21 protein-coding genes are annotated in these 24,152 nt (G+C 71.0%); 15 read left to right on the forward strand and 6 right to left on the reverse strand.

What is annotated here, in order from left to right:
• The first annotated feature begins 108 nt into the window (after positions 1-108).
• The 6 genes from glmM (at position 109) to ABD289_RS01070 (ending at position 5,914) form a co-directional block, all read left to right on the forward strand.
• Entirely contained in the window at positions 109-1,443 is a 1,335-nt protein-coding gene (glmM, locus tag ABD289_RS01045; protein ID WP_344125426.1) for a phosphoglucosamine mutase, read from the forward strand.
• 53 nt (positions 1,444-1,496) lie between these two features.
• Positions 1,497-1,655: a hypothetical protein gene (locus tag ABD289_RS01050; protein WP_344125428.1), complete on the forward strand. Its 159-nt coding sequence runs from the start codon at positions 1,497-1,499 to the stop codon at positions 1,653-1,655.
• A gap of 215 nt (positions 1,656-1,870) precedes the next feature.
• On the forward strand, positions 1,871-2,152 hold the full coding sequence (locus ABD289_RS01055; RefSeq protein ID WP_344125430.1) for a hypothetical protein: 282 nt from the start codon (positions 1,871-1,873) through the stop codon (positions 2,150-2,152).
• A gap of 156 nt (positions 2,153-2,308) precedes the next feature.
• The gene (locus tag ABD289_RS01060; RefSeq protein ID WP_344125432.1) at positions 2,309-2,620 is read left to right on the forward strand and encodes a hypothetical protein; all 312 of its coding nucleotides are present in this window, start codon (positions 2,309-2,311) and stop codon (positions 2,618-2,620) included.
• Positions 2,617-5,310 carry a hypothetical protein gene (locus ABD289_RS01065; RefSeq protein ID WP_344125434.1) on the forward strand — a complete coding sequence of 898 codons (2,694 nt, stop codon included), beginning with the start codon at positions 2,617-2,619 and terminating at the stop codon, positions 5,308-5,310. Before ABD289_RS01060 ends, ABD289_RS01065 begins: the two co-directional genes overlap by 4 nt.
• Before the next feature lie 7 nt (positions 5,311-5,317).
• On the forward strand, positions 5,318-5,914 hold the full coding sequence (locus tag ABD289_RS01070; protein ID WP_344125436.1) for a hypothetical protein: 597 nt from the start codon (positions 5,318-5,320) through the stop codon (positions 5,912-5,914).
• A gap of 82 nt (positions 5,915-5,996) precedes the next feature.
• Here ABD289_RS01070 and ABD289_RS01075 read toward each other — a convergent pair whose 3' ends face one another.
• Together ABD289_RS01075 and ABD289_RS01080 are read right to left on the reverse strand one after the other, a co-directional pair.
• The gene (locus ABD289_RS01075) at positions 5,997-6,662 is read right to left on the reverse strand and encodes a hypothetical protein (RefSeq protein ID WP_344125438.1); all 666 of its coding nucleotides are present in this window, start codon (positions 6,660-6,662) and stop codon (positions 5,997-5,999) included.
• Positions 6,663-6,714: 52 nt separating this feature from the next.
• Complete coding sequence (locus ABD289_RS01080) at positions 6,715-7,548, reverse strand: dienelactone hydrolase family protein (protein ID WP_344125440.1); 834 nt, start codon at positions 7,546-7,548, stop codon at positions 6,715-6,717.
• A 105-nt stretch (positions 7,549-7,653) separates the two neighbouring features.
• Between ABD289_RS01080 and glmS the strand changes: the two genes are divergently transcribed.
• The 5 genes from glmS to tsaE all read left to right on the forward strand — a co-directional run bounded on the left by glmS (position 7,654) and on the right by tsaE (position 14,124).
• Positions 7,654-9,516 carry a glutamine--fructose-6-phosphate transaminase (isomerizing) gene (gene glmS, locus ABD289_RS01085; RefSeq protein WP_344125442.1) on the forward strand — a complete coding sequence of 621 codons (1,863 nt, stop codon included), beginning with the start codon at positions 7,654-7,656 and terminating at the stop codon, positions 9,514-9,516.
• Positions 9,517-9,715: 199 nt separating this feature from the next.
• The gene (locus ABD289_RS01090) at positions 9,716-11,242 is read left to right on the forward strand and encodes a bifunctional ADP-dependent NAD(P)H-hydrate dehydratase/NAD(P)H-hydrate epimerase (RefSeq protein ID WP_344125444.1); all 1,527 of its coding nucleotides are present in this window, start codon (positions 9,716-9,718) and stop codon (positions 11,240-11,242) included.
• Between the two features lie 105 nt (positions 11,243-11,347).
• Positions 11,348-12,487 carry an alanine racemase gene (alr, locus tag ABD289_RS01095; RefSeq protein ID WP_344125447.1) on the forward strand — a complete coding sequence of 380 codons (1,140 nt, stop codon included), beginning with the start codon at positions 11,348-11,350 and terminating at the stop codon, positions 12,485-12,487.
• 85 nt (positions 12,488-12,572) lie between these two features.
• The gene (locus ABD289_RS01100) at positions 12,573-13,676 is read left to right on the forward strand and encodes an alpha/beta fold hydrolase (protein ID WP_344125449.1); all 1,104 of its coding nucleotides are present in this window, start codon (positions 12,573-12,575) and stop codon (positions 13,674-13,676) included.
• Positions 13,651-14,124, forward strand: coding sequence for a tRNA (adenosine(37)-N6)-threonylcarbamoyltransferase complex ATPase subunit type 1 TsaE (tsaE, locus tag ABD289_RS01105; RefSeq protein ID WP_344125451.1), 474 nt, complete (start codon positions 13,651-13,653; stop codon positions 14,122-14,124). Before ABD289_RS01100 ends, tsaE begins: the two co-directional genes overlap by 26 nt.
• Before the next feature lie 7 nt (positions 14,125-14,131).
• Here the strand turns inward: tsaE and ABD289_RS01110 are convergent, their stop codons facing one another.
• The gene (locus ABD289_RS01110; RefSeq protein ID WP_344125453.1) at positions 14,132-14,899 is read right to left on the reverse strand and encodes an IclR family transcriptional regulator; all 768 of its coding nucleotides are present in this window, start codon (positions 14,897-14,899) and stop codon (positions 14,132-14,134) included.
• A gap of 354 nt (positions 14,900-15,253) precedes the next feature.
• Between ABD289_RS01110 and aceB the strand changes: the two genes are divergently transcribed.
• From aceB to ABD289_RS01130, 4 genes are all read left to right on the forward strand, one after another.
• Complete coding sequence (gene aceB, locus ABD289_RS01115; RefSeq protein WP_344125455.1) at positions 15,254-16,840, forward strand: malate synthase A; 1,587 nt, start codon at positions 15,254-15,256, stop codon at positions 16,838-16,840.
• A 66-nt stretch (positions 16,841-16,906) separates the two neighbouring features.
• A complete protein-coding gene (locus tag ABD289_RS01120; RefSeq protein WP_344125457.1) occupies positions 16,907-18,175 on the forward strand; it encodes a DUF6986 family protein in 1,269 nt (422 codons plus the stop codon).
• Positions 18,176-18,295: 120 nt separating this feature from the next.
• The gene (locus ABD289_RS01125; protein ID WP_344125459.1) at positions 18,296-19,399 is read left to right on the forward strand and encodes an alcohol dehydrogenase catalytic domain-containing protein; all 1,104 of its coding nucleotides are present in this window, start codon (positions 18,296-18,298) and stop codon (positions 19,397-19,399) included.
• A gap of 76 nt (positions 19,400-19,475) precedes the next feature.
• Positions 19,476-19,808 carry a hypothetical protein gene (locus ABD289_RS01130; protein ID WP_344125461.1) on the forward strand — a complete coding sequence of 111 codons (333 nt, stop codon included), beginning with the start codon at positions 19,476-19,478 and terminating at the stop codon, positions 19,806-19,808.
• Between the two features lie 50 nt (positions 19,809-19,858).
• On the opposite strand, the gene ABD289_RS01135 is transcribed toward ABD289_RS01130, so the two are convergent.
• From ABD289_RS01135 to ABD289_RS01145, 3 genes are all read right to left on the reverse strand, one after another.
• Complete coding sequence (locus tag ABD289_RS01135) at positions 19,859-20,791, reverse strand: serine/threonine-protein kinase (RefSeq protein ID WP_344125463.1); 933 nt, start codon at positions 20,789-20,791, stop codon at positions 19,859-19,861.
• Between the two features lie 363 nt (positions 20,792-21,154).
• Positions 21,155-22,210, reverse strand: coding sequence for a S8 family serine peptidase (locus ABD289_RS01140; protein ID WP_344125466.1), 1,056 nt, complete (start codon positions 22,208-22,210; stop codon positions 21,155-21,157).
• A gap of 532 nt (positions 22,211-22,742) precedes the next feature.
• Positions 22,743-24,047, reverse strand: coding sequence for a nucleobase:cation symporter-2 family protein (locus tag ABD289_RS01145; RefSeq protein WP_344125468.1), 1,305 nt, complete (start codon positions 24,045-24,047; stop codon positions 22,743-22,745).
• Between the last annotated feature and the right edge of the window lie 105 nt (positions 24,048-24,152).

Here is a 24,152-nt window from a genome sequence, read left to right on the forward strand (position 1 = left end):
TGCATGCGGGGGAATTCCCCCTACCGGGTGCCTGGCACGTACCCCTCGGAGGTTTGTGCGAGGCTTGTCCGCGAACCGGTCGCGGTGACACGAGGAGGATTTCTGCTGATGGCTCGATTGTTCGGCACCGACGGCGTGCGCGGATTGGCCAACGGCGATCTGACCCCGGAACTTGCGATGCAGGTCAGCGCAGCAGCGGCTCGCGTCCTCTACGACCGGGATGATTCGCGCCGCCGGGTGGCCCTGGTCGGCCGCGATCCACGAGCCAGCGGCGAGATGCTCGAGGCGGCCGTCGTGGCCGGCTTGACCTCGGCCGGGGCCGATGTCCTGCGTGTTGGGGTGCTGCCCACCCCTGCGGTGGCGCACCTGGTCAACGACCTCGGCGCCGATATCGGCGTGATGATCTCCGCCTCGCACAACCCGATGCCGGACAACGGCGTCAAGCTGTTCACCGCGGGCGGGCACAAGCTGCCGGACGCGGTCGAGGACGAGATCGAGACCCGTCTGACCGAGCAGGTCGAGCGCCCGACCGGTGTCCGCATCGGCCGCGTCCGCGATGCCGTGGACGCCGAGAAGCGCTACGTCGACCACTTGCTCGCCGCCGCTCCGCAGTCGTTGGAGGGCCTGAAGGTCGTCGTCGACTGCGCCAACGGTGCGGCCTCGGTCGCCGCCCCGGACGCCTACCAGCGCGCGGGCGCGCAGGTCATCGCGATCAACGCCGCCCCGGACGGCATCAACATCAACGACGGCGTCGGCTCCACTCACCTGGAGGGCTTGCAGGAGGCCGTGGTCGAGCACGGCGCGGACCTGGGCATCGCTCACGACGGTGACGCGGACCGCTGCCTGGCGGTGGACTCGGCCGGCGCGGTCGTCGACGGCGACCAGATCATGGCGATCCTCGCGGTCGCGATGCTGGAATCCGGCGAGCTGGCGGAGAACACCCTGGTCGCCACGGTCATGACCAACCTCGGCCTGCACCTGGCCATGCGCGAGCACGGCGTGGCGCTGCGCACGACCAAGGTCGGCGACCGCTACGTGCTGGAGGAGCTGCGCGCGGGCGGGTTCTCGCTCGGCGGGGAGCAGTCCGGGCACGTCGTGCTGCCCGGCCACGCCACCACCGGTGACGGCCTGCTCACCGCGCTGCGCCTGATGGGCCGGGTGGCCGAGACCGGTACGAGCCTGGAGACGCTCGCCAAGGTGATGCGGAGGCTGCCGCAGGTGCTGGTCAACGTTCGAGTGGCGGACAAGGCCACCGCCGTGACGGCCGAGCCGGTGACCGCCGCGGTCGCCCATGCCGAGGCGCAGCTGGGCGAGACCGGCCGGGTGCTGCTGCGCCAGTCGGGCACCGAGAACCTGGTGCGGGTGATGGTGGAAGCCGCCGATGAGCAGCACGCACAGGCCACGGCGGACCAACTGGCAAAAATCGTGTCCACCGTTCGGTGATCGTTTGTGATTTGGGTCTCCTATAGAACGTGTTTCTATGAGACCCTGCTCACATGAGTGCCATCGCTGTCGCCATGTTGGTCGGGCTCGTCGCCGTCGGGCTCGTTGTCGGGATCATCGCGCTCTCCGCGCTGATGCTCACAGGCCTCAAGGCCGTCAACGCGGTCCACGAGGGCCGCAGTCGTCTGGTGAACCGCCGATCCTCAGCGTGATCCGATCATGAGAACTCTCGGTGACCTCTTCGCGGTCCTGATCACCCCGCTCGCGTGGCTGCTCGTGATGGCCGCCGCGGCGGTCGTGCTGGCCATGCCCAACGGCGTCGCGGAGCTGCTCGGCTGACCCGGGGACACCCCCTCGCTTCCCCGCACCTGTCATGCTGCTGGGTGCGGATGTGCGCGTCCACGAACGAGGGGTTGGGTGTTCTCAGTTGAGTCTGTTCCATCTGCTGATCGGGTTGCTCGTGGGCGGCGCGATCGGCTTCGGCGTCGGTTACCTGGTCTTCGGCAAGAAGCGGGACAACGCCCACCAGCAGGGCTTCGGGCAGCCGCAGTGGGGCCAGCAGCCCCCGCCACCCCAGCAGCTTCAGCAGCAGTGGGGTCAGCCGCAGCAGTGGCAGCCCGGCGCCCAGCAGCCCCAGCAGCAGTACCCGCCGCAGCCTCCGCAGCAGCACCCGCCGCAGCAGGGCTTCGGGCAGCACCCACCGCGGTAGATCCCCGTTCGCGACTGCAAGCACCTGGTCGAAACGGCCATTTTGCGGCGAACACCCTGACAAGATGTGGAACCGAGCGGGCAGCCGGGCCCGTCCGATCTGCATCGGTCGCGGGCTCGGAGCGGCCGGTCTGCAGATGGCGGAGGGGAGAGCACGGTGAGTGGGCTGAGCGCCAATACTGGCGAGCTCGCGTCGGCTGCGACAGCGATCAAGGGGAACTCGCAGACGATCGGCGGTCTGAAGGACGAGGTCCAGTCGTCGAAGCTGGGGAAGAACGATTTCGGGCGCGCGCACCAGGAGTCCGCCCAGCCCTATTTCGACGGTCTCAAGCGCATCGGTGCCGCGATCGACAAGAACGCCCAGATCACCGACGACTTCGCGGACAGCCTCAACGACGTCGCACGCGGTCTCGAGTGGGATGACGCGGGCAACGCCGAGACGGTCCAGAAGGCGGGTGGCCAGCAGTGACTGCGTCGAGCGGCAACGCGTACGACCCCAGCCCGCAGTACCCGTCCTGGTCCGAGATCAAGAAGGTCCTCGAGGACCCGGACGTCCCGGAGGAGCACAAGCGGTCCCTGGTCCGGGACATCCGAGCTGACGAGCACACCTACAAATCCGAGGTCGGCCATCGCGCGAGGGACGCGGACGAGAACTCCCTCGATGCGAGGGACCAGTTCGACAGCGAGCTCTCGAAGTACGAGCAGAAGTTCAAGGTTCAGTACGACAAGACCTCGGACGCCGCCGATGGCGACGACATCAACGACGCCTACGACGCCGCCAAGAAGGCCGGCAAGAAGGAGTCGAACTACGACGACGCGGTGCAGGGCAACAAGGGTGCCCTGGAGGACATCACCCGCAAGGCGTCCGACGGCGGCGCCGGTTGCTCGAACTCGAACGAGATCCTGGACAAGGGGCAGCCCGCGCTCGCGTACTTCGCCAACTTCGGGCCGGAGTACCAGAAGCTCGACGGCTTCATGCGCGAGAATCCTCCGAAGGGGGATTTCGGCAAGGACGGCGTCCAGAAGCGCTACGACGAGCAGCGCGACATCAACTTCGCCAACTTCGAGGCCGACGCGAACGGCCTGAGGGAAGCGGCCCGGAAGCAGAACGCGCAGTCCCAGAAGATGGCCGACCGGATGAAGTCGGTATGGGGCAGCTGGAGCGGTGCCGCCTCGAACGCCTCGCAGCAGAACTTCGCCGACATCAGCACCGGCGCCGCCAAGGTCGGCGACTACCTCGACAACACCGCGCAGGTGATCACCGACGCGATCCACCACGTCTCCAAGGCGTGCGTGCAGAAGGCGGACGGCGTTCTAGACGCCATCACGAACGTCGACACCGTCGGCGGGCGGAACTCGGCCCAGATCAGCTGCATCATCGAGGTCGCGAAGGGGACCGCTGACGACGACACCGTCATCGAGGTCTGCGGCTACTTCGGCATCGACGCCACCAGTTGCGATAGCGACGACTACACCCCTCCGGCGACCAGGCAGGCGATCAAGTGGGTGCAGACCACTTTCGTGCCGGACTTCGAGGCGAAGTACAAGGCGTTCGACGAGATCTGCAGCACCGCCAAGGAGACGGTCAACAAGCACTGGAAGACGCTGACCGAGCACCTCGGCGGGCTCGAGGAGGACCCGTTCAAGAACCCGGGCGGTGAGCAGGACTACAAACCGGGCGAGCAGGGCGCCGGCGGTCAGCAGGGAGCCGGGCAGCAGGGGTCCGGCGGTGGACCGGGTACCGGTGGCGGACCCGGCGGTGGCGGTGGCACCGGAGGCGGCGGTGCCGGAGCGGGCGCCGGTGGTGGCGGTACCGGCGGTGGAGCAGGTGCTCCGGAGGCGCCGAAGATGCCGGAGACCCCTGCGATGCCCGAGCCTCCGCAGATGCCGCAGCCGACGGCTCCCGGAGCACCCGGTGCGGAGGGCGAGAAGGTCACCCTCGGCGCGGGCGAGGACGCGGTGAGCGTGCAGGAGCCCGGCTCGGACGGCACGACGCGGGTCGAGCTGATCGGGGAGGACGGTCAGCCCAAGACCTACGCGGTCGACTTCGGCCAGGGCGGACCCGGTGCGGCTGAGCCCGGCCCGATGCCCGGCCAGGCGATGCCGGGTCAGACGGGCCCCGGTCAGGCGATGCCCGGCCAACCGGTTCCCGGGCAACCCGCTCCGGGGCAGCCCGTTCCCGGTGCGCCCGGAGCTGATCAGGTCGCCGGTGACCAGCGGCAGACCGGGCCGCAGCCGGTTCCGGTGCAGCCGGGCCCGGACGGCACGGCCGTCATCCAGGAGGGCGACCGCACCATCACCCTGGAACAGGGCCAGGACGGCGAGATCGAGGTCAACGTGGACAACGGCGGGGACGAGCCGCCGCTGAACCAGACGATCGACTTCGGCGACGAACCGCAGGCTCCCGCGCTCGGTGACGAGGGCGTCGGCGGCGGTCCGGTTCCCGGCGAGCCGCCCTCGTTCGCTCCGGAGGCGGGTCCCGGCGCCAGCGGCGGTCCGGTTCCGGGAGAGCCACCGGCTTCCCTCGCGCAGGACCCGGTTGCGCAGGCCGAACGGCCCGCGGAGCCGGTCGCGGCGCCCGCTGCCGAGGCGTCACCACCCGGTTTCGCCGATTCCCCGGCCGCCGCAGGAGCCGCTGGCGGCACGCCCGGCGTACCCACCGCGCCCACCGCGAGCGCTTTCGGCGGCCCGGTGCCGGGCGAACCGGCCATGACGACGCCGCAGGCGTCCGGGATGAACGCGTTCACCTCGGGCGAGGGCGTGCAGAACTCCTTCGGGAGCGCCGCGGGCAACCTCTTCGGGGACGACGGTGCCGGCCCGGGCGAGCAGCCGGGCGGTTCGAAGGGCTCGGCCGGGCTCTCCTCGCTGGGCGGGGGCGACGCGGCTGCTTCGCCGCACAACACCGGGTCGACGGGCATGTCCTCGCTCGGCGGTGACGCTTCCGGTGCTGGGCAGCAGGGCCAGTCGAGCGCCGCCACCGGTGGCGGAATGATGGGCGGCGGCATGATGGGCGGCGGCGCCGGGCAGGGCCAGGGCGGCGGCGACCAGGAACGCACCAACGACAGCCCGTGGCGCACCGAGGGCCAGTTGTTCGACGACGGGGTGGAGGCCTCCAACGTGCGCTTCCGCTCGGTGCTGGGCGAGGACCGGGATCGGTGATGGCTGAATGACGACTGCGGGTGACTCGCCGAGCGAAGCGGTGGCCGCCGCGCGGCGGAAGTTCGAGGAGACGAGCAATTCCGCCGCCGCGCGCGTGAGCGCGAGCGCGCAGGCCTCCGCCGAGGCGGGCAAGAAGGCGAACGAGTCGAACGAGCGTTTCACCGAGGACGTCCAGAAGATCGATCGGCGAGTCCGCGAGCTGATCGACAAGCGCGCCCAGGACGCCCTTCGGGAGAACGAGATCCAGGTCGGCGGCGAGGACGACGAAGAGCCGCAGGACGAGATCGCCATCGAGTTCAAGGACCTGATCGAGAACTACCCGATCGCGCGCCCGGCGGAGACGACTCCGGCGGCCGCCGAGACGACCGGGGTGCCGCAGGCGGACACTTCGCCAGCCGCGCAGCCGGACGACCGGACACCGCCGCCCGATCCGAAGTGGCAGGTGCAGGCGGGCCGCTTCGGTCGTCGCGACCAGCAGCAAGCTCAGCAGGCTCCGCCCCCGGCTGCGCCGAAGCCCCCGGCACAGCCGAAACCGGCACCGCGCAGGCAGCGGCCCGCGTTCGACGATGACGACGACTACGAGAACCAGACCTGGCTGAGGTGACACCGAAGAAGACCTCCCCGTCACCGCGACGGGGAGGTCTTCTGGTTCCGAGCTCGTGCCGGGAACCGGTCGCCGGCGCTGCTCAGCGCAAGCCGCGGCGCAACGGCGGGAGCAGTCCGAGAACCAGCGGGACGAGCCCGATGATCAGCATTGCCGCGATGAAGGGGTTGCGTGGGACGTACGGCACGTACTCGATGATCGTCGGTGCGTTTGAAGAGGTGCTCGCTGCCCACGCGTAACCGCTGACGTAGTTCGCGATCGCCGCGGACGTGCTGACCGCTCCGCCGGCCAGGGTGAACGGTGCTCCCACGCGCTGCCTCTGGAGGAGTCGAACCGCGCCTATGATCAGCAGGCCGGCTGCTACGAGCATGAGCACGTCACCGAAGATCCAGATAATGGTGGCTGGAAGGACGAACTCTTCCTCGGACGCGCTCTTGCTGTACAAGATCGCGAAAATCACGCCCACGATCGCCGTGAAGGCGCTGACCGCGAGGTTCAGCACGGCGGTGGTCACCCGTAGCGGGTCGTTCGGCTTCCCCGGGCCCTGTGGATAGCCCCGTTGCGCGTAGTGCCACTGCCCGCCCTGCTGGGGATGAGCCTGTGGATAACCCGCCTGTTGCTGGTAAGCGCCCTGCTGAGGGAACTGCTGCGGTGTGCCTTGCTGGGGGTGACCGCCCTGCTTGGGGCGGTTCTGCGGATACCACGCCTGCTGCCCGGGGGCGGCAGCAGGTTGTTGCGGGGAGCTCATGATCGCGAATTGTGTCGCATTCGCTCCCCGCCGCGCGTGTCCTTCGGGCAGATCAGGACGCGAGTTCGCCGTGGGTGTGCAGCTTGTCGATCTCGTTGCCCTTGAAGGCGTCGTTGAGCAGCGAGTCGCCCCGGTGGTCCTTGGCCAGCGCGCGGAGGAAGAACGCCGTCAGCAGCGCCTTGGTGATGCGCTGGGTGGACCACTCCGGCTTGCCGTGCATCAGCAGCTGGGTCCAGTGGGTGCCCTCGGTGAAGCCCAGGTGGGTGGCCTTCTTGATGGTGCGCAGCTGGACCGGGCCGCCCCAGGCGCGGGCGAGGGGCTCGGCGTTGGCGACCGAAGGGGTCAGCAGGTCGTTCTCGGCGGCCAGGTGCAGCCCGGGGACGGTCACCCGGCTCGCCGCGTCGAACGCCGACGGGTGGGTCTCGGCCGGGGCAAGGGTTGCCACCGCGCGGATGCGCGAGTCCTCGGCGGCTGCCTGCACCGCGCAGCCGCCGCCCATGGCGTGCCCCGCGATCCCGAGCTTGTTCTCGTCCACGCTGATTTCGCCCTCGCCGAGGCGAACGCCCGTGGCGACGTCCAGGGCGGTGCGCAGATCGGCGGTGAACAGGCGGTGGGAGGCCAGCGGGCCGCGCTGCGTGCCGGGGGCGACCACGACGACGCCCCACGAGGCCAGGTGCCGCATCAGGTTCAGGTACCGGTTGGCCGGCTGCAACCAGCCGTGGCCGAAGGCGATCGCGGGCAGCCCGAGTCCCTTGCGGGGAGTGCAGACGACGCCGGGCAGGCCCACCAGAGCCATGTCGCCGTGCAGCACGTCGTGCGGTCCGCGGCGGGACAGTTCGGCGAGCGCGTGTTTCGCGGAGGGAGCCTTCTTGGCAGTGCGTGCCATGGTCGACAACCGTAGCGGACTCAGGCGTGCGCGCGCGGTAAGCCACGTGTGCCGTATTCGACTCCCGGCAGGTTCTGACCAACAGGACTAGCTACGCTGGGCCGCGTGTGCGGCATCGTTGGTTACGTAGGACATCGCCAGGCGCTGGAAGTCGTGCTGGGCGGGCTTCGTCGGCTCGAATACCGGGGTTACGACTCATCGGGGGTGGCCCTGCTCGACGGTGAGGGCGGCCTCGCGGTGGAGCGCGCGGCAGGCGCCCTGTCGAACCTGGAGAAGAAGCTCGCCGAGGACGGAACGTCCCGGTTCGAGGGGAACGGCGGCGTGGGTCACACCCGATGGGCGACCCACGGCGCGCCGACCGATCGCAACGCCCATCCGCACCGCGACGCCGTGGGCAAGGTGGCGGTGGTGCACAACGGCATCATCGAGAACTTCGCCGCGCTGCGCGCCGAGCTCGAGGGCTCCGGTGTGGAGATGGCCAGCGAGACGGACACCGAGACCGCTGCGCACCTGGTGTCGACGGCGTACGCCTCGGGTGCCACCGCGGGCGACCTCACGGCCAGCGTGTGCGCGGTGGCGCGGCGCCTCGAGGGCGCGTTCACCCTGGTCGTCACGCACGCCGACGAGCCGGGCACGATCGTGGCCGCGCGCCGCTCCTCCCCGCTGGTGGTGGGCGTCGGCGAGGGCGAGCACTTCGTGGCCTCCGACGTGGCGGCGTTCATCGAGCACACCCGCGACGCGGTCGAGCTCGGTCAGGATCAGGTCGTGACCATCACCCGCGATGGATACCGGGTCACCGACTTCCACGCCGCCGAGGTCGAGACCAAGCCGTTCCGGGTGGACTGGGACCTGTCGGCCGCCGAGAAGGGCGGTCACGACTACTTCATGCTCAAGGAGATCGAGGAGCAGCCCGAGGCCCTGGCCGACACCCTGCGCGGGCACTTCTCCAACGGTCAGGTGATGCTCGACGAGCAGCGGATGACCGAGCAGGACCTGCGCGATGTCACCAAGGTCTTCATCGTGGCCTGCGGTACCGCGTACCACTCGGGACTGCTGGCCAAGTACGCCATCGAGCACTGGTGCCGGATCCCGGTCGAGGTCGAGCTGGCCAGCGAGTTCCGCTACCGCGATCCGGTGCTGGGGCGCGACACCCTGGTCGTGGCGATCTCGCAGTCCGGGGAGACCGCGGACACCCTGGAGGCCGTGCGGCACGCGCGCACCCAGCGGGCGCGGGTGCTGGCGATCTGCAACACCAACGGCGCGCAGATCCCGCGCGAGTCCGACGCGGTGCTCTACACCCACGCGGGGCCGGAGATCGGCGTCGCCGCCACCAAGACCTTCCTCGCCCAGATCGCGGCGAACTACCTGGTCGGGCTGGCCCTGGCGCAGGCTCGCGGCACCAAGTACGCCGACGAGGTCGCCCGCGAGTTCGGCGAGCTGGCCGCGCTGCCGGACGCCGTGCGGCAGACGCTGTCCACCGTCGACCAGGTGCGCAAGCTGGGGCAGGAGATGGCCGACTCCAAGGCGGTGCTGTTCCTCGGCCGTCACGTCGGTTACCCGGTGGCCCTGGAGGGCGCGCTCAAGCTCAAGGAGCTCGCCTACATGCACGCCGAGGGCTTCGCGGCGGGCGAGCTCAAGCACGGGCCGATCGCGCTGATCGAGAACGACCTGCCGGTCGTCGTGGTCATGCCCTCACCGGTGGGTCGCGCGCAGCTGCACGCCAAGATGGTCTCCAACATCCGCGAGATCCAGGCCCGCGGCGCCCGCACCATCGTCATCGCCGAGGAGGGCGACGAAGAGGTCAAGCCCTTCGCCGACGAACTGGTGGTCATACCCGCGGTCCCGACGCTGCTGCAGCCGCTGGTCTCGACGATCCCGCTCCAGGTCCTCGCGGCCGAGATCGCCCGAGCCCGCGGCTACGACGTCGACAAGCCCAGAAACCTGGCCAAGTCCGTCACCGTCGAGTGAGCGAGCCGCCTCGGTCCTGCTGGGCGCGTCAGCGCTGACAGTTTTGCCTAAAACTGTGTGGATATTCCGTGCGCCGAGGCGTCACAGTTTTAGGCAAAACTGTCACGGCTCGCCCGTTCGTGGGTGAGTGGGACGTGGTTCTCCGGGCCCTTGCCGGGCAGACTGTGCCCGGATCTTGGGCTTCGTCGAGGGAGTCGCGATGTTGGGTGCGTGGACGCCCGAACAGGTTCGGGCCGCCGAGCAGCGGTTGTTCGCCCGTGTGCCGGAAGCGAGCGTGATGCGGCGCGCCGCCTGGGGCGTGGCCACCGAGACCGCTCGGCTGCTGCGCGAGCGGACCGGCGGCACCGCCGGACGGCGGGTCGCGCTGCTGGTCGGAGCCGGGAACAACGGGGGTGACGCGCTCTGGGCCGGGGCGTTCCTGCGGCGCCGCGGCATCGGCGTGACCGCCGTGCTGCTGACGCCGGACAAGGCGCACGCCGCCGGGCTCGACGGGCTCCGCAGGGCGGGCGGCAGGGCCGTGCCCGCCGCGGGTGCCAACCGGGACACCTCCGGCATCGGCGCCGAGGCGACCGATGCGGTCGAGCGCGCCGACGTCGTCGTAGACGGGATCGTGGGCCTGTCCGCCACCGGAGGGCTGCGGCCGACCGCCGCCGAGCTGGTGCGCCGGGTGGACGTCCCGATCGTGGCCGTCGACATGCCCAGCGGCGTCGACCCGGTGACCGGAGCGGTGGACGGGGACGCCGTGCGGGCGGAGCTGACCGTCACCTTCGGCGGGCTCAAGCCCTGCCACGTGCTCGGCGCGGGCGCGGTGCGCTCCGGTGCGGTGGAGGTCGTCGACATCGGCCTCGACGACGAGCTGCCCGACCCCGAGCTGCACCTGCTGGAAGCCGAGGACGTCGGAGCGGGCTGGCCGGTGCCCGGACCGGACGACGACAAGTACTCCACGGGCGTCGTGGGCGTCGCCGCGGGATCGGCCACCTACCCGGGCGCCGCGATGCTGGCCACCGGCGCCGCCGTGCATGCCACGGCGGGCATGGTGCGCTACGCGGGCCCGGCCGCCGACGCGGTCCGGGGGCGCTGGCCGGAGACCGTGGCCACTGGTTCGGTCGGCGATGCGGGCCGAGTCCAGGCCTGGGCCGTCGGCCCCGGGATCGGTACCGGCAGCAGCGGGCGGGACGTGCTGCGCTACGTCCTGGAGTCCGGCCGCCCGGTCTGCGCCGATGCCGACTCGATCACCCTGCTGGCCGGTGACGAGGCCTTGTGGGACGCCCGCGATCCCGACGCGGCGCTGGTGCTGACCCCGCACGCGGGCGAGTTCGCCCGCCTGGCGGGTGCGCCCCCGGGAGCCGACCGGGTGGCCGCGGCCCGCGAGGCCGCCGCCCGCTTCGGCGTGTACCTGCTGCTCAAGGGCAACACCACGGTCATCGCCGCGCCGGACGGGCGCGCGCTGGTCAACGACGCCCGGCACGCCTGGCCCGCCACCGCCGGGTCCGGCGACGTCCTCACCGGTCTCATCGGAGCCCTCCTGGCCACCGGCGCGGACCCGTTGCTCGCCTGCGGGCAAGCGGCCCACGTCCACTCGTCGGCGGCGGAGATCGCAGCGCACGGCCCCAAGTCCGATGGCAGTCGCGCCGCGGCGGGAGCTCCGATCGGTGCCTCGGCGCTGCTGGCGGCGGTGCCCACCGCCATCCGAACGGTCCGCGACGCGGTTCCCGAGCTCGACTGAACGGGGGCGCCGTGTCGTGCCCGGGGACGAGTCCGGCGGCCGGTCGCGCTCGGTCGCGGCGTGGGAGATAGGGCGGAATCGCAGGTATGCGACTATTGCCTTGCCATGAGTGACCAGCACGTGCGCCGCGCCGACCTGCGGATCGACGTCGATGCGATCCGCCACAACGTCGGCGTGCTCGCGGGCCGGGCCCGGGAATCCGGAGCGGCCACGATGGTGGTCGTCAAGTCCGACGGCTACGGCCACGGTGCTGCCGTGGTGGCGCGCGCGGCGCTGGAGTCGGGAGCCGAGCGGCTCGGCGTGGCCGCCGTCGAGGAGGCGCTGCAGCTGCGCGAGGCCGGCATCACCGCGCCGATCCTGTGCTGGTTGTTCGTCGAGAGCGACCGGTTCGGCCCGGCGATCGACGCCGATGTCGACCTCTCCGCGTCCTCGCAGGCGACGCTGGCCCGCATCGTCGACGCGGCGGCGGAGCGGGGCAAGACCGCGCGGGTGCACCTCAAGATCGACACCGGGCTGTGCCGCAGCGGCTGCCCCGCGGACCTCTGGCCGGAGCTGGTCGAGGCCGCCGCCAAGGCCGAGGCGGCTGGCCGGATCCGCGTCGAGGCGGTCTGGTCCCACCTGGCCTGCGCCGACGAGCCCGGGCACCCCTCGATCGACCGGCAGGCCGAGCGCTTCGCCAGGGCCTACGAGCAGGCGCGGGCGGTCGGTCTGGAGCCGATCCGGCACCTGGCCAACTCGGCGGCCACCCTCACCCGCCCCGATCTGCACTTCGAGCTCGTGCGCCCGGGCATCGCCAGCTACGGCCTGGATCCGGTGCCGCAGGCCGGTGCGCACGACCTGATTCCTGCGATGACCTTCCGTTCCTCGGTCTCCCTGGTCAAGCGGGTCGCAGCGGGCGAGAGCGTCTCCTACGGGCACACCTGGACCGCCGAGCGGGACACCACCCTGGCGCTGGTCCCGGTCGGTTACGCCGACGGCGTGCCGCGCTCGTTGTCCGGCCGCATGGACGTCTGGCTCGCGGGCAGGCGGCGCCCCGTGGTCGGCCGGGTCTGCATGGACCAGCTCGTGGTCGACACGGGCGGCGACGTCGTCGACGAAGGTGCCGAGGTGATCCTCTTCGGCACCGGTGACCAGGGCGAACCGACCGCGGCCGAGTGGGCCGACGAGCTCGGCACGATCCACTACGAGATCGTCACCGGGATGTACCGGCCGCGGGTCACCCGGACCGCGGTGGGGGCGCCATGAGTGGTGGCGAGCACAGTGCGGTGCGCGGGATCGCCGGCGATGTAACGATCTTGACGTTCAGCTACCGGAGCCGGACGGAGACGACGTGAAACCGGTGTGGCAGGTTCTGGCCTGGACCAGCGGGGCCGTCGGTGCGGCGATCACCGGCGCCGCCGTCGGCGTGGCCGCGCACAGCACGAGGGCGGGAGCTCGCAAGGACGAGGAGCTCGAGGCGCTGGGCATGCTGCGCCCGGACCGCCAGTCCACGGTCGCCGCGGACGACGGCGTCCCGCTGTCGGTGCAGGAGGTCCTGCCCGCCGACGGCGGCAAGCCGGATCTGACCGTGGTGTTCGTGCACGGCTTCACGCTGAACTCGCGCGGCTGGCACTTCCAGCGCCGCGACCTCCCGGCCCTCACCAAACCGCGCGCGCGGTTGGTGTTCTTCGATCACCGCAGCCACGGCGAGTCCGGTCACTCCAGCAAGAAGACCTCCACCATCGACCAGCTCGGGCGCGATCTCGACGCGGTGCTGCGCGCCGCCGCTCCGCGCGGCCCGATCGTGCTGGTCGGGCACTCCATGGGCGGCATGACGATCATGGCGCTGGCCGAGCAGCGCCCCGAGCTGTTCCCCGACCGGGTCCGCGGGGTCGCCTTGCTCGGCACCTCGGCGGGCGCGGTCGGCTCCTCCGGGCTGCCCCGGCCGTGGCTCTCCCGCGCCAACCCCGTGCCGCGCGGCCTGGCCATCCTGTCGGATCTGCAGCCCGGTCTGGTCGAGTGGACGCGCAAGATCGGCGACCGGCTCGCCTGGTCGATCATCCGCGCGGTGTCCTTCGGCGATCGCAAGACGCCGAAGAACGTGGTGGACCTGATGGCCGAGATGATCGGCTCCACCTCGGTGGAGGTGGTCACCGACTTCCTGGAGACGCTGGCCCAGCACGACCGCAAGGACGCGCTCGCGGCCCTGAGCACCTGCGAGGTCCTGGTTCTCAGCGGCGACGCGGACAAGCTGACGCCGTTCTCGCCGCACGCCGAGGTGATCGCCGAGGCGCTGCCGAGCGCCCGCGTGGTCGAGGCCGAGGGCGCCGGTCACCCGGTGATGATGGAACGGCCCGAGCTGGTCACCGGCGAACTGGAGGCGCTGCTGCGCCGCGCGTACCGATCGAAACCGCAGAAGGGAACCGGGAGTGAGCGCCGCGCTGAAAACCGTTGAACTGCCGGAGGAAACCGACACGCTGGAGCTCGGCCGCCGTCTCGGCGCGAGCCTGCGGGCCGGTGACCTCGTGCTGCTGGACGGGCCGCTCGGGGCGGGCAAGACCGTGCTGACCCGCGGCATCGCCCGGGGCATGGGCATCTCCGCCGCGATCACCTCGCCGACCTTCGTGATCGCCCGCGTGCACCAGCCGGACTCCGGCGGCGGGCCCGCGCTGGTCCACGTCGACGCCTACCGCCTCGGTGGCCTGGAGGAGATCGACGACCTGGACCTGGACACGGACCTCACCGAGGCGGCCGTGATCGTGGAGTGGGGCGAGGGGCTGGCCGAGCGCCTCGCCGAGGACTACCTGCTGGTCCGGTTGCGCCGCCGCGAGGACGACGTCCGCGAGCTCGATCTCGAACCGCACGGCGAGGGCTGGCCGGAGCGCCTCGCCGCGCTCGGCTGAGCCGTCCTCAGGCGCTGGCGCTCAGCTCCGCCGACAGGCTGCTCGCCAGTCGCTGCATCAGCGGGATGACCTCGTCGGTGGAGATGCGGGTCATGCGCGCTTCCGGACCGGAGATCGAGATGGCCGCTCCGGCCGGGGCGCCGGGCACGGCCACCGCGAAGCAGCGCACGCCGACCTCCTGCTCGCCGTCGTCGATGGAGTAGCCGCGGGCGCGGATGCGCTCGAGCTCCTCGTGCATCGACTCGATCGTGGTGATGGTGTTCTCGGTCTTCGGCGACATCGGGGTGCGCGCGAGCAGCTGCGCGACCTCGTCGGCCGGCATCGTCGCCAGCACCGCCTTGCCGACCGCGGTGGCGTGCGCGTCGACCCGGCGCCCCACCTCGGTGAACATCCGCATCGAGTGCGGGGACGGCGCCTGCGCGACGTAGACGATCTGCTCGCCGTCGAGCACCGCCATGTTCGCCGATTCGCCGGTGATCTCGGTCAGCTCCGCCAGGTAGGGCCGCGCCCAGGAGCCCAGCGCCCGGCTGGCGGTCTCGCCCAGCCGGATCAGGCGCGGGCCCAGCGCGTAGCGCCGCGACGGTTGCTGGCGTGCGTACCCGTTGTTGACCAGGGTCCGGATGATCCGGTGGATCGTCGGCAGCGGCAGGCCGGACTGCTCGGCCAGGTCGGAGAGCGCGACCTCGCCGCCGGAGTCGGCCATCAGCTCCAGCAGCTCGAAGGTGCGCTCGACCGATTGCACACCGCCGCCCGCTCGCTGTGGGCCCGTAGTCATAGTGGCTCCCTCTCCCGGCATCAGCCGAAGTTTAGTCCGCCGTCGGTGTGCAAGCTCATGTTGCCTTGAACGCTATGTGGAAACTAACATCCACGATGCAGAATTTCATGGAGATGTTCATCGCGTCGCCACGAGCTCGTCCGCTGCGCGGATCGGGGCAGCGCGGCAGGGTGAGTCATCAACCACCGTCTTAAGGGGATGTTTCAGCTTGCGGCTCGCTCGGCGGTGCGGGTGGCGGAACCTCGGACGCCGCCGTACTGCGGGGACCGCGACTCGAGTCCCGCACCGCGCGCAGCTACTGCCGCATGCTGGAACAACCCCTTAGATCCGGCAGCAGAAAGAGGTGGACGATTCATGTCCGAAACGGCAGGGGTGCAGGTCCTCGGCGGCGCCGTCGAGCGCGGCGACGAGATCCTCACCGCCGAGGCGTTGGAGTTCGTGGCCGGGCTGCACCGCGCGTTCGGCGCGCGGCGCGATGAGCTGCTCGAGCGTCGCGCGGAGCGTCGCGCCGAGGCCTCGCGCAACGGCAGGCTGGACTTCCTCGAGGAGACCAAGCACATCCGCGAGGGTGACTGGCAGGTCGCCGCGCCGCCGGCCGACATCGCCGACCGCCGCGTGGAGATCACCGGTCCGACGGACCGCAAGATGGCGATCAACGCCGCCAACTCCGGCGCGAAGATCTGGCTGGCCGACCTCGAGGACGCCAACACCCCGCACTGGGACAACGTGGTCTCCGGTCAGGTCAACCTCTACGACCTGGTGCGCAAGCAGATCGAGCTGCACGTGCCCGGCGGCAAGTCCTACACCCTGCGCGACGACGTCACCCACGCCGTGCCGCTGGTGCGGCCGCGCGGCTGGCACTTCGACGAGAAGCACATCCTCGTCGACGGCGAGCCGGTCGTGGCCGCGCTGGTCGACTTCGGCCTGCACTTCTTCCACAACGCGCAGGAGCTGATCAACCGCGGCAGCGGTCCGTACTTCTACCTGCCGAAGATGGAGACGCACCTCGAGGCGCGGCTGTGGAACGACGTGTTCACCCACGCGCAGAAGGAGCTCGGCATCCCGCACGGCTCGGTGCGCGCCACCGTGCTGATCGAGACCTACCCGGCCGCCTTCGAGATGGAGGAGATCCTCTACGAGCTGCGCGACCACTCGGCGGGCCTCAACGCGGGTCGCTGGGACTACCTGTTCAGCGTCATCAAGACCTTCCGCGACTCGGACCAGTACATCCTGCCGGACCGCAACTCGGTTGGCATGACGGCGCCGTTCATGCGCGCCTACACCGAGCTGCTGGTGCGCACCTGCCACAAGCGCGGTGCGTTCGCGATCGGCGGCATGGCCGCGTTCATCCCGACCAAGGACGACTCCAACGCGGCCGCGATGGAGAAGGTCCACGCGGACAAGAAGCGCGAGGCCGGCGACGGCTTCGACGGTTCCTGGGTCGCGCACCCCGGTCTGGTCCCGATCTGCTTCGAGGAGTTCGACGCGGTCCTCGGCGACAAGCCGAACCAGATCGACCGCAAGCGCGAGGACGTCGAGATCACCGCCGACCAGCTGCTGGCCGTGTCCGAGACCCCCGGTGAGAAGACCGCCGAGGGCCTGCGCGCGGCCGTGGACGTCGGCGTCCGCTACATCACGTCCTGGCTGGGCGGCAACGGCGCGGCGGCGATCCACAACCTGATGGAGGACGCCGCGACCGCCGAGATCTCGCGCTCGCAGATCTGGCAGTGGCTGCACAACAGCGTGACGCTGTCCAACGGCCAGCAGGTCACCCTCGAGCTGGTGCGCGAGAACCTGGCCGACGTGGAGAAGTCGCTGCGCAGCGAGGCCGGGTTCCCGACGGAGAACCTCTCGCGCGCGGTGGAGCTGTTCGAGCAGGTCGCGGTGGCCGACGACTTCGTCGACTTCCTCACGCTGCCCGCTTACGAGCAGATCGACTGAGTGGTCCTGGTGGGGGTGCCGGCGTTGCGTTCCGGCACCCCCGCTTTCACGTTGAGGGGAGTTCGAGTGTCCGGAACCTCGTTGGAAACCGCAGAAGTCAACCGCCTGCTGTCGCGCCTGTCCGCTGTGGACGATCACGTCGCGCGGCGGTACCCCGGTGCGCGCGCCGCGCGGCAGCCGGTGCACACCTGCTACGTGCCCGCGGATCGCGTGGACGCCGAAGTGCTGCGGCGTTGGGGTTCCGAGGCGCTGTCCGCGCTGGACTCGCACGCCGCCACGCCGGAGGCGCTGGCTTCCGCGCTCGGCCTCTCCGGCGAGATCGCCGGGGCCGTGCACCCCCGGGTGCGGTCGAAGCTGGCCTCGGATCCGGTGGAGGACCTGCGGATCGACTTCGAGGACGGCTACCTCGCCCCCGCGGGAGCCGCGGACCCGGACGCCGTCGAGGACGCCGACGCGGAGCGCACCGCGGGCGTCGTGGCGGACTGGCTGCGCGACGGCGTGGCCCCGGGCGTCTTCGGGTTACGGGTGAAGTCCTTCGACACCCCGCAGCTGCGGGCGCGCTCGGTGCGCACCCTCGACGTGTTCCTGACCGCCCTGCTGGCGCGGCACGGCAGCGTGCCGGACGGGCTGGTGCTGACCTTCCCGAAGGTCGTCGACGTGGCCCAGGTCGAGGTGTTCGTGGAGGTCCTGGCGCTGGCCGAACGGCGATTCGGGCTGGCCGACGGCGCGCTGCGGTTCGAGATCCAGGTCGAGACCACCCAGTCCATCGTGGACTCCGAGGGCCGGTTCGCGCTGCCGCGCTTCCTCGGTGCCGGTGCCGGCCGGGTGAGCGGGCTGCACTTCGGCACCTACGACTACACCGCCGCCTGCGGGCTGACCGCCGCGCACCAGCACCTCGCGCACGGCGCCTGCGATTTCGCCCGGCACGCCATGCAGGTCGCCGCCGCGGGCACGGGCGTGTTCCTCTCGGACGGCTCGACGAACGTCCTGCCGGTCGGCGAGCAGGTCGAGCACGGCTGGCGGACCCACTACGACCTGCTCCGCAGGTCGCTGGCCCACGGCTTCTACCAGAGCTGGGACCTGCACCCGGCCCAGCTGGTCACCCGCTACGCGGCCGTCTTCGCCGCCTTCCGGGACTCCGCCGGTGCGGAGGCGGCCAGGCTCGCGGCCTACACGTCCGCGGCGGGCGGCGCGGTGCTCGACGAGCCCGCCACGGCCCGAGCGCTGGCTGCCTCCTTCGTCCGCGCGCTGGACAACGGCGCCACCGATGCCGAGGAGGTCGAGTCCATGACCGGCCTGGCCGAGGACGACCTGCGCGCGCTCGGGCGCCTCTGAGCCGACCGCGAACGCCCCGGTGAACAGCGGATTCGCCGGGGCGTTCGCGCGGGTTGCGGCAAGTGTCTTGCGCCGGGAGGTCCGACGTGCGGAGATGGGTCTGTCGGAAGGAGCGTGGGTATGCGGATCCGGGGTGCTGTGCTGCAGGAATGCGGCAGGCCTGGTCCTTGGGAGTCGTCCGAGCCGATCGCGGTGACCGAGCTGGATCTCGGTGAGCCGGGTCCCGGGGAGGCGCTCGTGCGGCTGGAGGCCGCGGGGGTGTGCCACTCCGATCTGTCCGTTGTGGACGGAAACCGGGTGCGGCCGACCCCGATGCTGCTGGGGCACGAGGCATGCGGGCGGATCGAGCGGGTCGGGCCCGGGGTCACCGACGTCGCCGAGGGGCAGCGGGTGGTGCTCTACTTCGTGCCGCGCTGCGAGGAGTGCGAGGCCTGCCGGGCGGGTGGCAAGCGGCTGTGCACGCCCGGCTGGGCGGCCAACGGCGCGGGCACCCTGCTCTCCGGCGAGCGCAGGCTGAGCTGGAACGGCGCCGAGGTGCAGCACCACTGCGGCGTTTCCGGCTTCGCCACGCACGCGGTGGTCGACCGGCACTCGATGGTCCCGGTCGACGACGACATCCCGCCGGGGATCGGAGCGCTGCTCGGTTGCGCGGTGCTCACCGGCGGCGGGGCGGTGAAGAACGCCGCCGCGCTGCAGCCGGGCGAGGACGTCACGGTCGTCGGCGTCGGCGGGGTGGGCATGGCCGCGGTGCTGGTCGCCAAGGCCCTGGGCGCCGGGAGCGTCACCGTCGTCGATCCGCTGCAGGACAAGCGCGACCGGGGGCGCGAGCTCGGCGCGACCGGCGCGCTCGACCCGGACGAGGCCGTCGAGTCCGGGCACAAATCCGCGGTCGTCATCGACGCGAGCGGCAACGGCAAGGCGTTCGAGACCGCTGTCGCGGTCACCGCGCCCGCGGGCCGCACCGTTTCGGTGGGGTTGCCGTCGCCGGAAGCCCGGAGCACGATCTCGCCGCTGGCCCTGGTCAGCGAGACCCGCACCATCATCGGCTCGTTCCTGGGGTCGGGGCTGCCGAGCGAGGACATCCCGGAATACGCCGATCTCTACCGGGCGGGGAAGCTGCCGGTCGACGAACTGGTCTCGGGCGAGGTCACCCTCGACGGCATCAACCGCGCGATGGACGAGCTGGCCTCCGGGCGGGCGATGCGCCAGGTCATCACCTTCTGACTCCCTCGCCCGGTTTGGCCCGCGCGTTCGTCGCCGGGCGGGCAGACTGGGTGAACCGGATCCGGGAGGTATGGGCATGGAGCACAACGGCGACATCGCGACGCAACTCGCGGGCAGGCTCGGCGAGCGCGAGGTGTTCGGGACGCCGGTGCAGCAGGGCGGGACCACCCTGCTGCCGGTGGCCCGGGTGCGCGGCGGTGGCGGCGGAGGCGGCGGCGGAAAGGCCGACGAGAACGGCGCGGGCGGCGGGTTCGGGCTCAACGCCGAACCGGCCGGGGCGTTCGCCATCTCCGCCGACGGCGCGGTCGCCTGGCACCCCGCGGTGAACGTCAACCGGATCGTCTGGGGCGGGCAGCTGGCGCTGGCCGTCGCGATCACCGCTTGCGCGATCGCCTTCCGGCGCCGCTAGGCCGTCCGGAAGCCGCTGCGCTCGCCGGGGACCGCATGTCCCCGGGGGCGCTACCCCGGGTCCGCCGCTGCCGGGTCCAGGCCGGACCAGTCGATCAGGCAGGCCGAGACCTCGGCGATGCTCGGCCGATCCTTCGGCTCGGGAGCCAGGCAGGCGTCCACCAGTTGCGACAGCGCCGCCGGCAGGTCGCGATGAGTGCCCACCGGGGCGGCCGGTCGCTCGCGCTGGGGGTAGTAGCGGCTGCCGCCGTCGGATCGCTGCCGGTGCGATTCCTCGGCCCAGGGAGTCGTGCCGGACAACGATTCGTAGAGGGTCACGCCCAACCCCCATACGTCCGCGGCCGGCGTCATCCGCTCGCCGGCGGCCTGCTCCGGGGACAGGTAGTCGAAGGTGCCCGCCGAGCTGCGCTCGCCGACCCGGCACACCAGGCTCAGGTCGAGCAGCACGGCGCGACCGCCCGCTTCGACCACATTGGACGGTTTGACGTCCAGGTGCACCCAGTTGTGCCGGTGCAAGTACGTCAGCACCGAGCACAGCTGCATTCCCAGCACGGCCACGTCGAGCGGCTCCAGCGTGCCGTGCTCGGCGATCAAGTAGCTCAGCGTGCTCCCGGGCAGCGTCTCGGTGATCAGCACCGGGCGGTCCGGGTCGTCGTTGCGCACGATCTCGTAGCCGCGCACCAGGTGCGGATGGGCGAACTGGGTCAGCAGCACGCCCTCGTTGCGCAGCCAGCAGATCGCGCGCTCATCGGTCGCCCGCTCCGGACGCAGGGTCTTCGCGATGCAGCGGCACGTCCGCTGCTCGCTCCACACGTCGTATACGTCGAGCCTGCCGCCCCGGCGCAGATGCGTGACCACCCGGTAACCGGGCGCCAGGGCGTCGCCGGGGCCCAGCACGGGCCCGGGCGGGCCCCACGTCTGCGTCGGCTCGTCCGGGTAGTAGGAGCTCGCGGACTCGATCAGCACCGCACGCTGCTCGCCCACGATCAGCTGTGACTGCGACGACGGCGATGCCCACCGCTGCTGGATCGCCTGCGCCGGTGGTGATCGCCGCTGCTGGAACCGTGGCGCCCGCCGGAGCCGGATCCCCGGCCGCGCTTCCTGCCGGAACCGGAATGATCGGAGGAATGGTGCTTGGCCGGTGTGACCATCTTGAACAGCTTGGAGAAATCCATCGCCCGCGCACTCCCGAGACCGCGTTGTCATCTTGCCCGATGACGTCATTGTTCCCGGATCGGCGCGTGCGGTCGAGCGGTTTCGCAACAGCGCTGGAACGCCGTGAGTGATAATAGCGAAAAGCATTACCGCTCACGGCGTTCCGGTCACGACTGCCCGGTCACGTCGTGCTCACAGCGGCTGCTGCACGGCGGCCAGGGCGTCGACGACGCCGTACCCGTAGATCGGGTCGTAGAGCCCGCGCGTCCCGAGGATCGGGGTCACCGCGGTCTCCATCAGCGATTGCTCGATGCCGTCGGCATCCCGGCCCTGGGCTCCCAGCAGCGCGGCGACACCGGCCACCTGCGGTGCCGCCATCGAGGTCCCGGCCAGCGCGTCGTAGTCCGGCATGCCGCACTCCGGCGAGCCCGTTCCTCGCGGCACCGCGGACCACACGTCGGCGTCGCAGTCGCCCAGCGAGGATCCGCCGGGCGCCGACACCGCCTTGGTGTCCGGGGAGATCCCGAGGTTGGAGTACACCGCGTGCAGCCGGTTGGCATCGGTGGCGCCCACGCACAGCGCGCCCGCTTCCCACGCCGGGGTGTCGCACAGCGGCGAGGTCTCGTTGCCCGCCGAGGCGACCACGACAACGCCCTTCTCCCTGGCGTAGGCGATGGCTTCCTTGGCGCCCGCCTGCTGGCCGAGCAGCGTCAGCACCTGGGTACCGGGCGCCGCGCCCAGGCTGAGGTTGATCACGTTCGCACCGCGGTCGGCCGCGTAGCGAATGCCCGCCCCGATCTCGTCGAACGTGCCCGAACCGGCCTCCAGCGCCTTGATCGGCATCACCTTGGCGTCCGGGGCGACACCGGCGATGCCGGTGCCGTTGCCCGTGGTCGCCGCGGCGATGCCGGCGACGTGCGTGCCGTGCCCATCGGTCTCCTGGCCGACGCCGTCGGGGCCCCGCCAATCGCCGTTGCCGCACGGGGCCGGGCCTCCACCGCAGGTGAAGGTGGCTCCTGGGACGAGCTTGCCGGACAGGTCCGGATGTCCCAGGTCGACCCCGGTGTCGACCACGGCGATGACTTCTCCGGCACCGGTGCTGTGCGCCCACGCTTCCGGGGCGTGGATCTGATCGAGGCCCCACTGCTTGTCGCTGAGCGGGTCGCCGCCTGCGGCACTGGCGGTGGCCTGCGAAGCCAGCAGTGCTAATCCGATCACGCTCGCTGTGACCGGGGTCCGCATCCGCATTGCGTCTCCCAACGGTTGGCGTCTGATCGGCTCAACGAGACCCGGCCAATGTGGTTTCCCGCACAACAGCAAGAACGGCCGTTCGCCGGGCGAAGTTCAGGCACATGGCGCAGTGCGGCCCGGGTTTCGTTGCTCTCCGATGAAGCCGAAACGCAGGGAGTGACATTTCGGCTCAGGAGATTTTTCAGTGTGGGGCTTGCGCGGCGGTGCCGGTGGCGGTTCTGACGCGCCGTGTGGCTGCGGGATCCGCTCCTCGAGTAGCCACCTACGCGGCGTCGCGGCTGTCCTCGCCACCCGACGCGTCAGAACCCGCGGCCGCGCGAGCTGAGTCCCACACCTGAAGCAGCGGCTCCGCCGCATACCGCAAGGACCCCTAAAACTGTCCGGACATTTCGGGCTCCGGAGGCACCGCAGTTTTAGGCAAAACTGTCACCGCCGCCGCGCGCATGTGCGGAGCCGTGGTGCAGGGCCCCGAGGTCGTGCTGGGAGCGCGGCGGAGCCGCTGTTTCAGGTGGGGACTCGGGTAGAGCTGTCAGTGCGTCTCGGGGGTTGCGGTCTTGGTGGGGCGGAAGAGGAGGTTGAGCGCGAGGGCGGCGATGCAGCCCGTGCTGATGCCGGAATCCAGCACGGTGCGCAGTGATTCCGGGAACCCCGTATAGAACTCCGGAGCAGCAACCGGGATCAGTCCGATGCCCAGCGCGCCCGCCACGATCAGCGAGTTGCGCGGATCGCCCAGCTCGCACTTGCTCAGCGTGCGCATGCCGCTTGTGGCCACCGAGCCGAACAGCACCAGCGCGGCACCGCCGAGCACGGGTTGCGGGACCAGCGATACGACCGCGCCCACGACGGGGAACACGCCGAGCAGCACCAGCACGCCACCACCTGCGGCGACCACGTACCGGCTGCGCACCTGGGTCAGCGCGACCAGGCCGATGTTCTGCGCGAACGCCGAGCAGGTGAACCCGCCGAACACGGCGGAGATCGCGCTGCCCGCGCCGTCCGCGCGCAGGCCCGCGGCGATGGTCTTCTCGTCGGCCGGCCGGTCCACGATCTCGCCCAGGGCGATCATGTCCGCCGTGGACTCCATCATCGCCACCAGCATCACGATGCAGATCGAGATGGTCGCGGTGATGCTGAACGAGGGCATTCCGAGCGCGAAGGGCGTCGGCAGGTTGAACACCGGGGCCGAGCCGAACGTGGAGGTGTCGATCAGGCCCAGCGGCCAGGCGATAAGGCTGCCCGCGAGCAGGCCGATGAGCAGCGCGATCCGGTTCCAGAAACCGGTCAGGAAGCGGTTGAACAGCAGCACCAGGGCGAACGTGACCGCGCCGACGGCGATCTTGGTGGGAGCCGCGTAGCCGGGTGACTCGGCGTCCTGGCCCGCGATCCAGTCGATGGCGACCGGCATCAGCGACAGGCCGATCAGCGTGATCACGGTGCCGTTGACCACCGGCGGGAAGAACCGCACCAGGCGGGAGAAGTAGGGGGCCGCGAGGAAGGCCAGCACGCCCGCGATGAGCACCGATCCGTAGACCGCGGAGAGCGGGTTGCCGCCGCTCTGCTGCGCGACGATGGCCAGGATCGGGGCGACCGATCCGAAGGTGACGCCGTTGACGAACGGCATCCGGGCGCCGATCTTCCACACGCCCACGGCCTGCAGGACGGTGGCCAGTCCTGCGGTGAACAGGCTCGCGCCGATCAGCAGGGTGAGTTGCACCGGGGGAAGGCCGATGGCTTCGCCGACGATCAGCGGTGGCGCCACGACCCCCGCGTACATCGCGGCGACGTGCTGCACCCCGTAGGCGAGCATGCGAGTCGGCGGGAGGACTTCGTCCACGGGGTGAACGCTTCGGTGGTCGGTACGGGCCATAGCGCACTCCAATGTGGGCCAGGGGATTTTCGAGTTAGACCACTATCGCCACTCGTTGTTTTGGTTGGTTTT

It is taken from the genome of Saccharopolyspora halophila, assembly GCF_039531955.1.
Classification (GTDB): Bacteria; Actinomycetota; Actinomycetes; order Mycobacteriales; family Pseudonocardiaceae; genus Saccharopolyspora; species Saccharopolyspora halophila.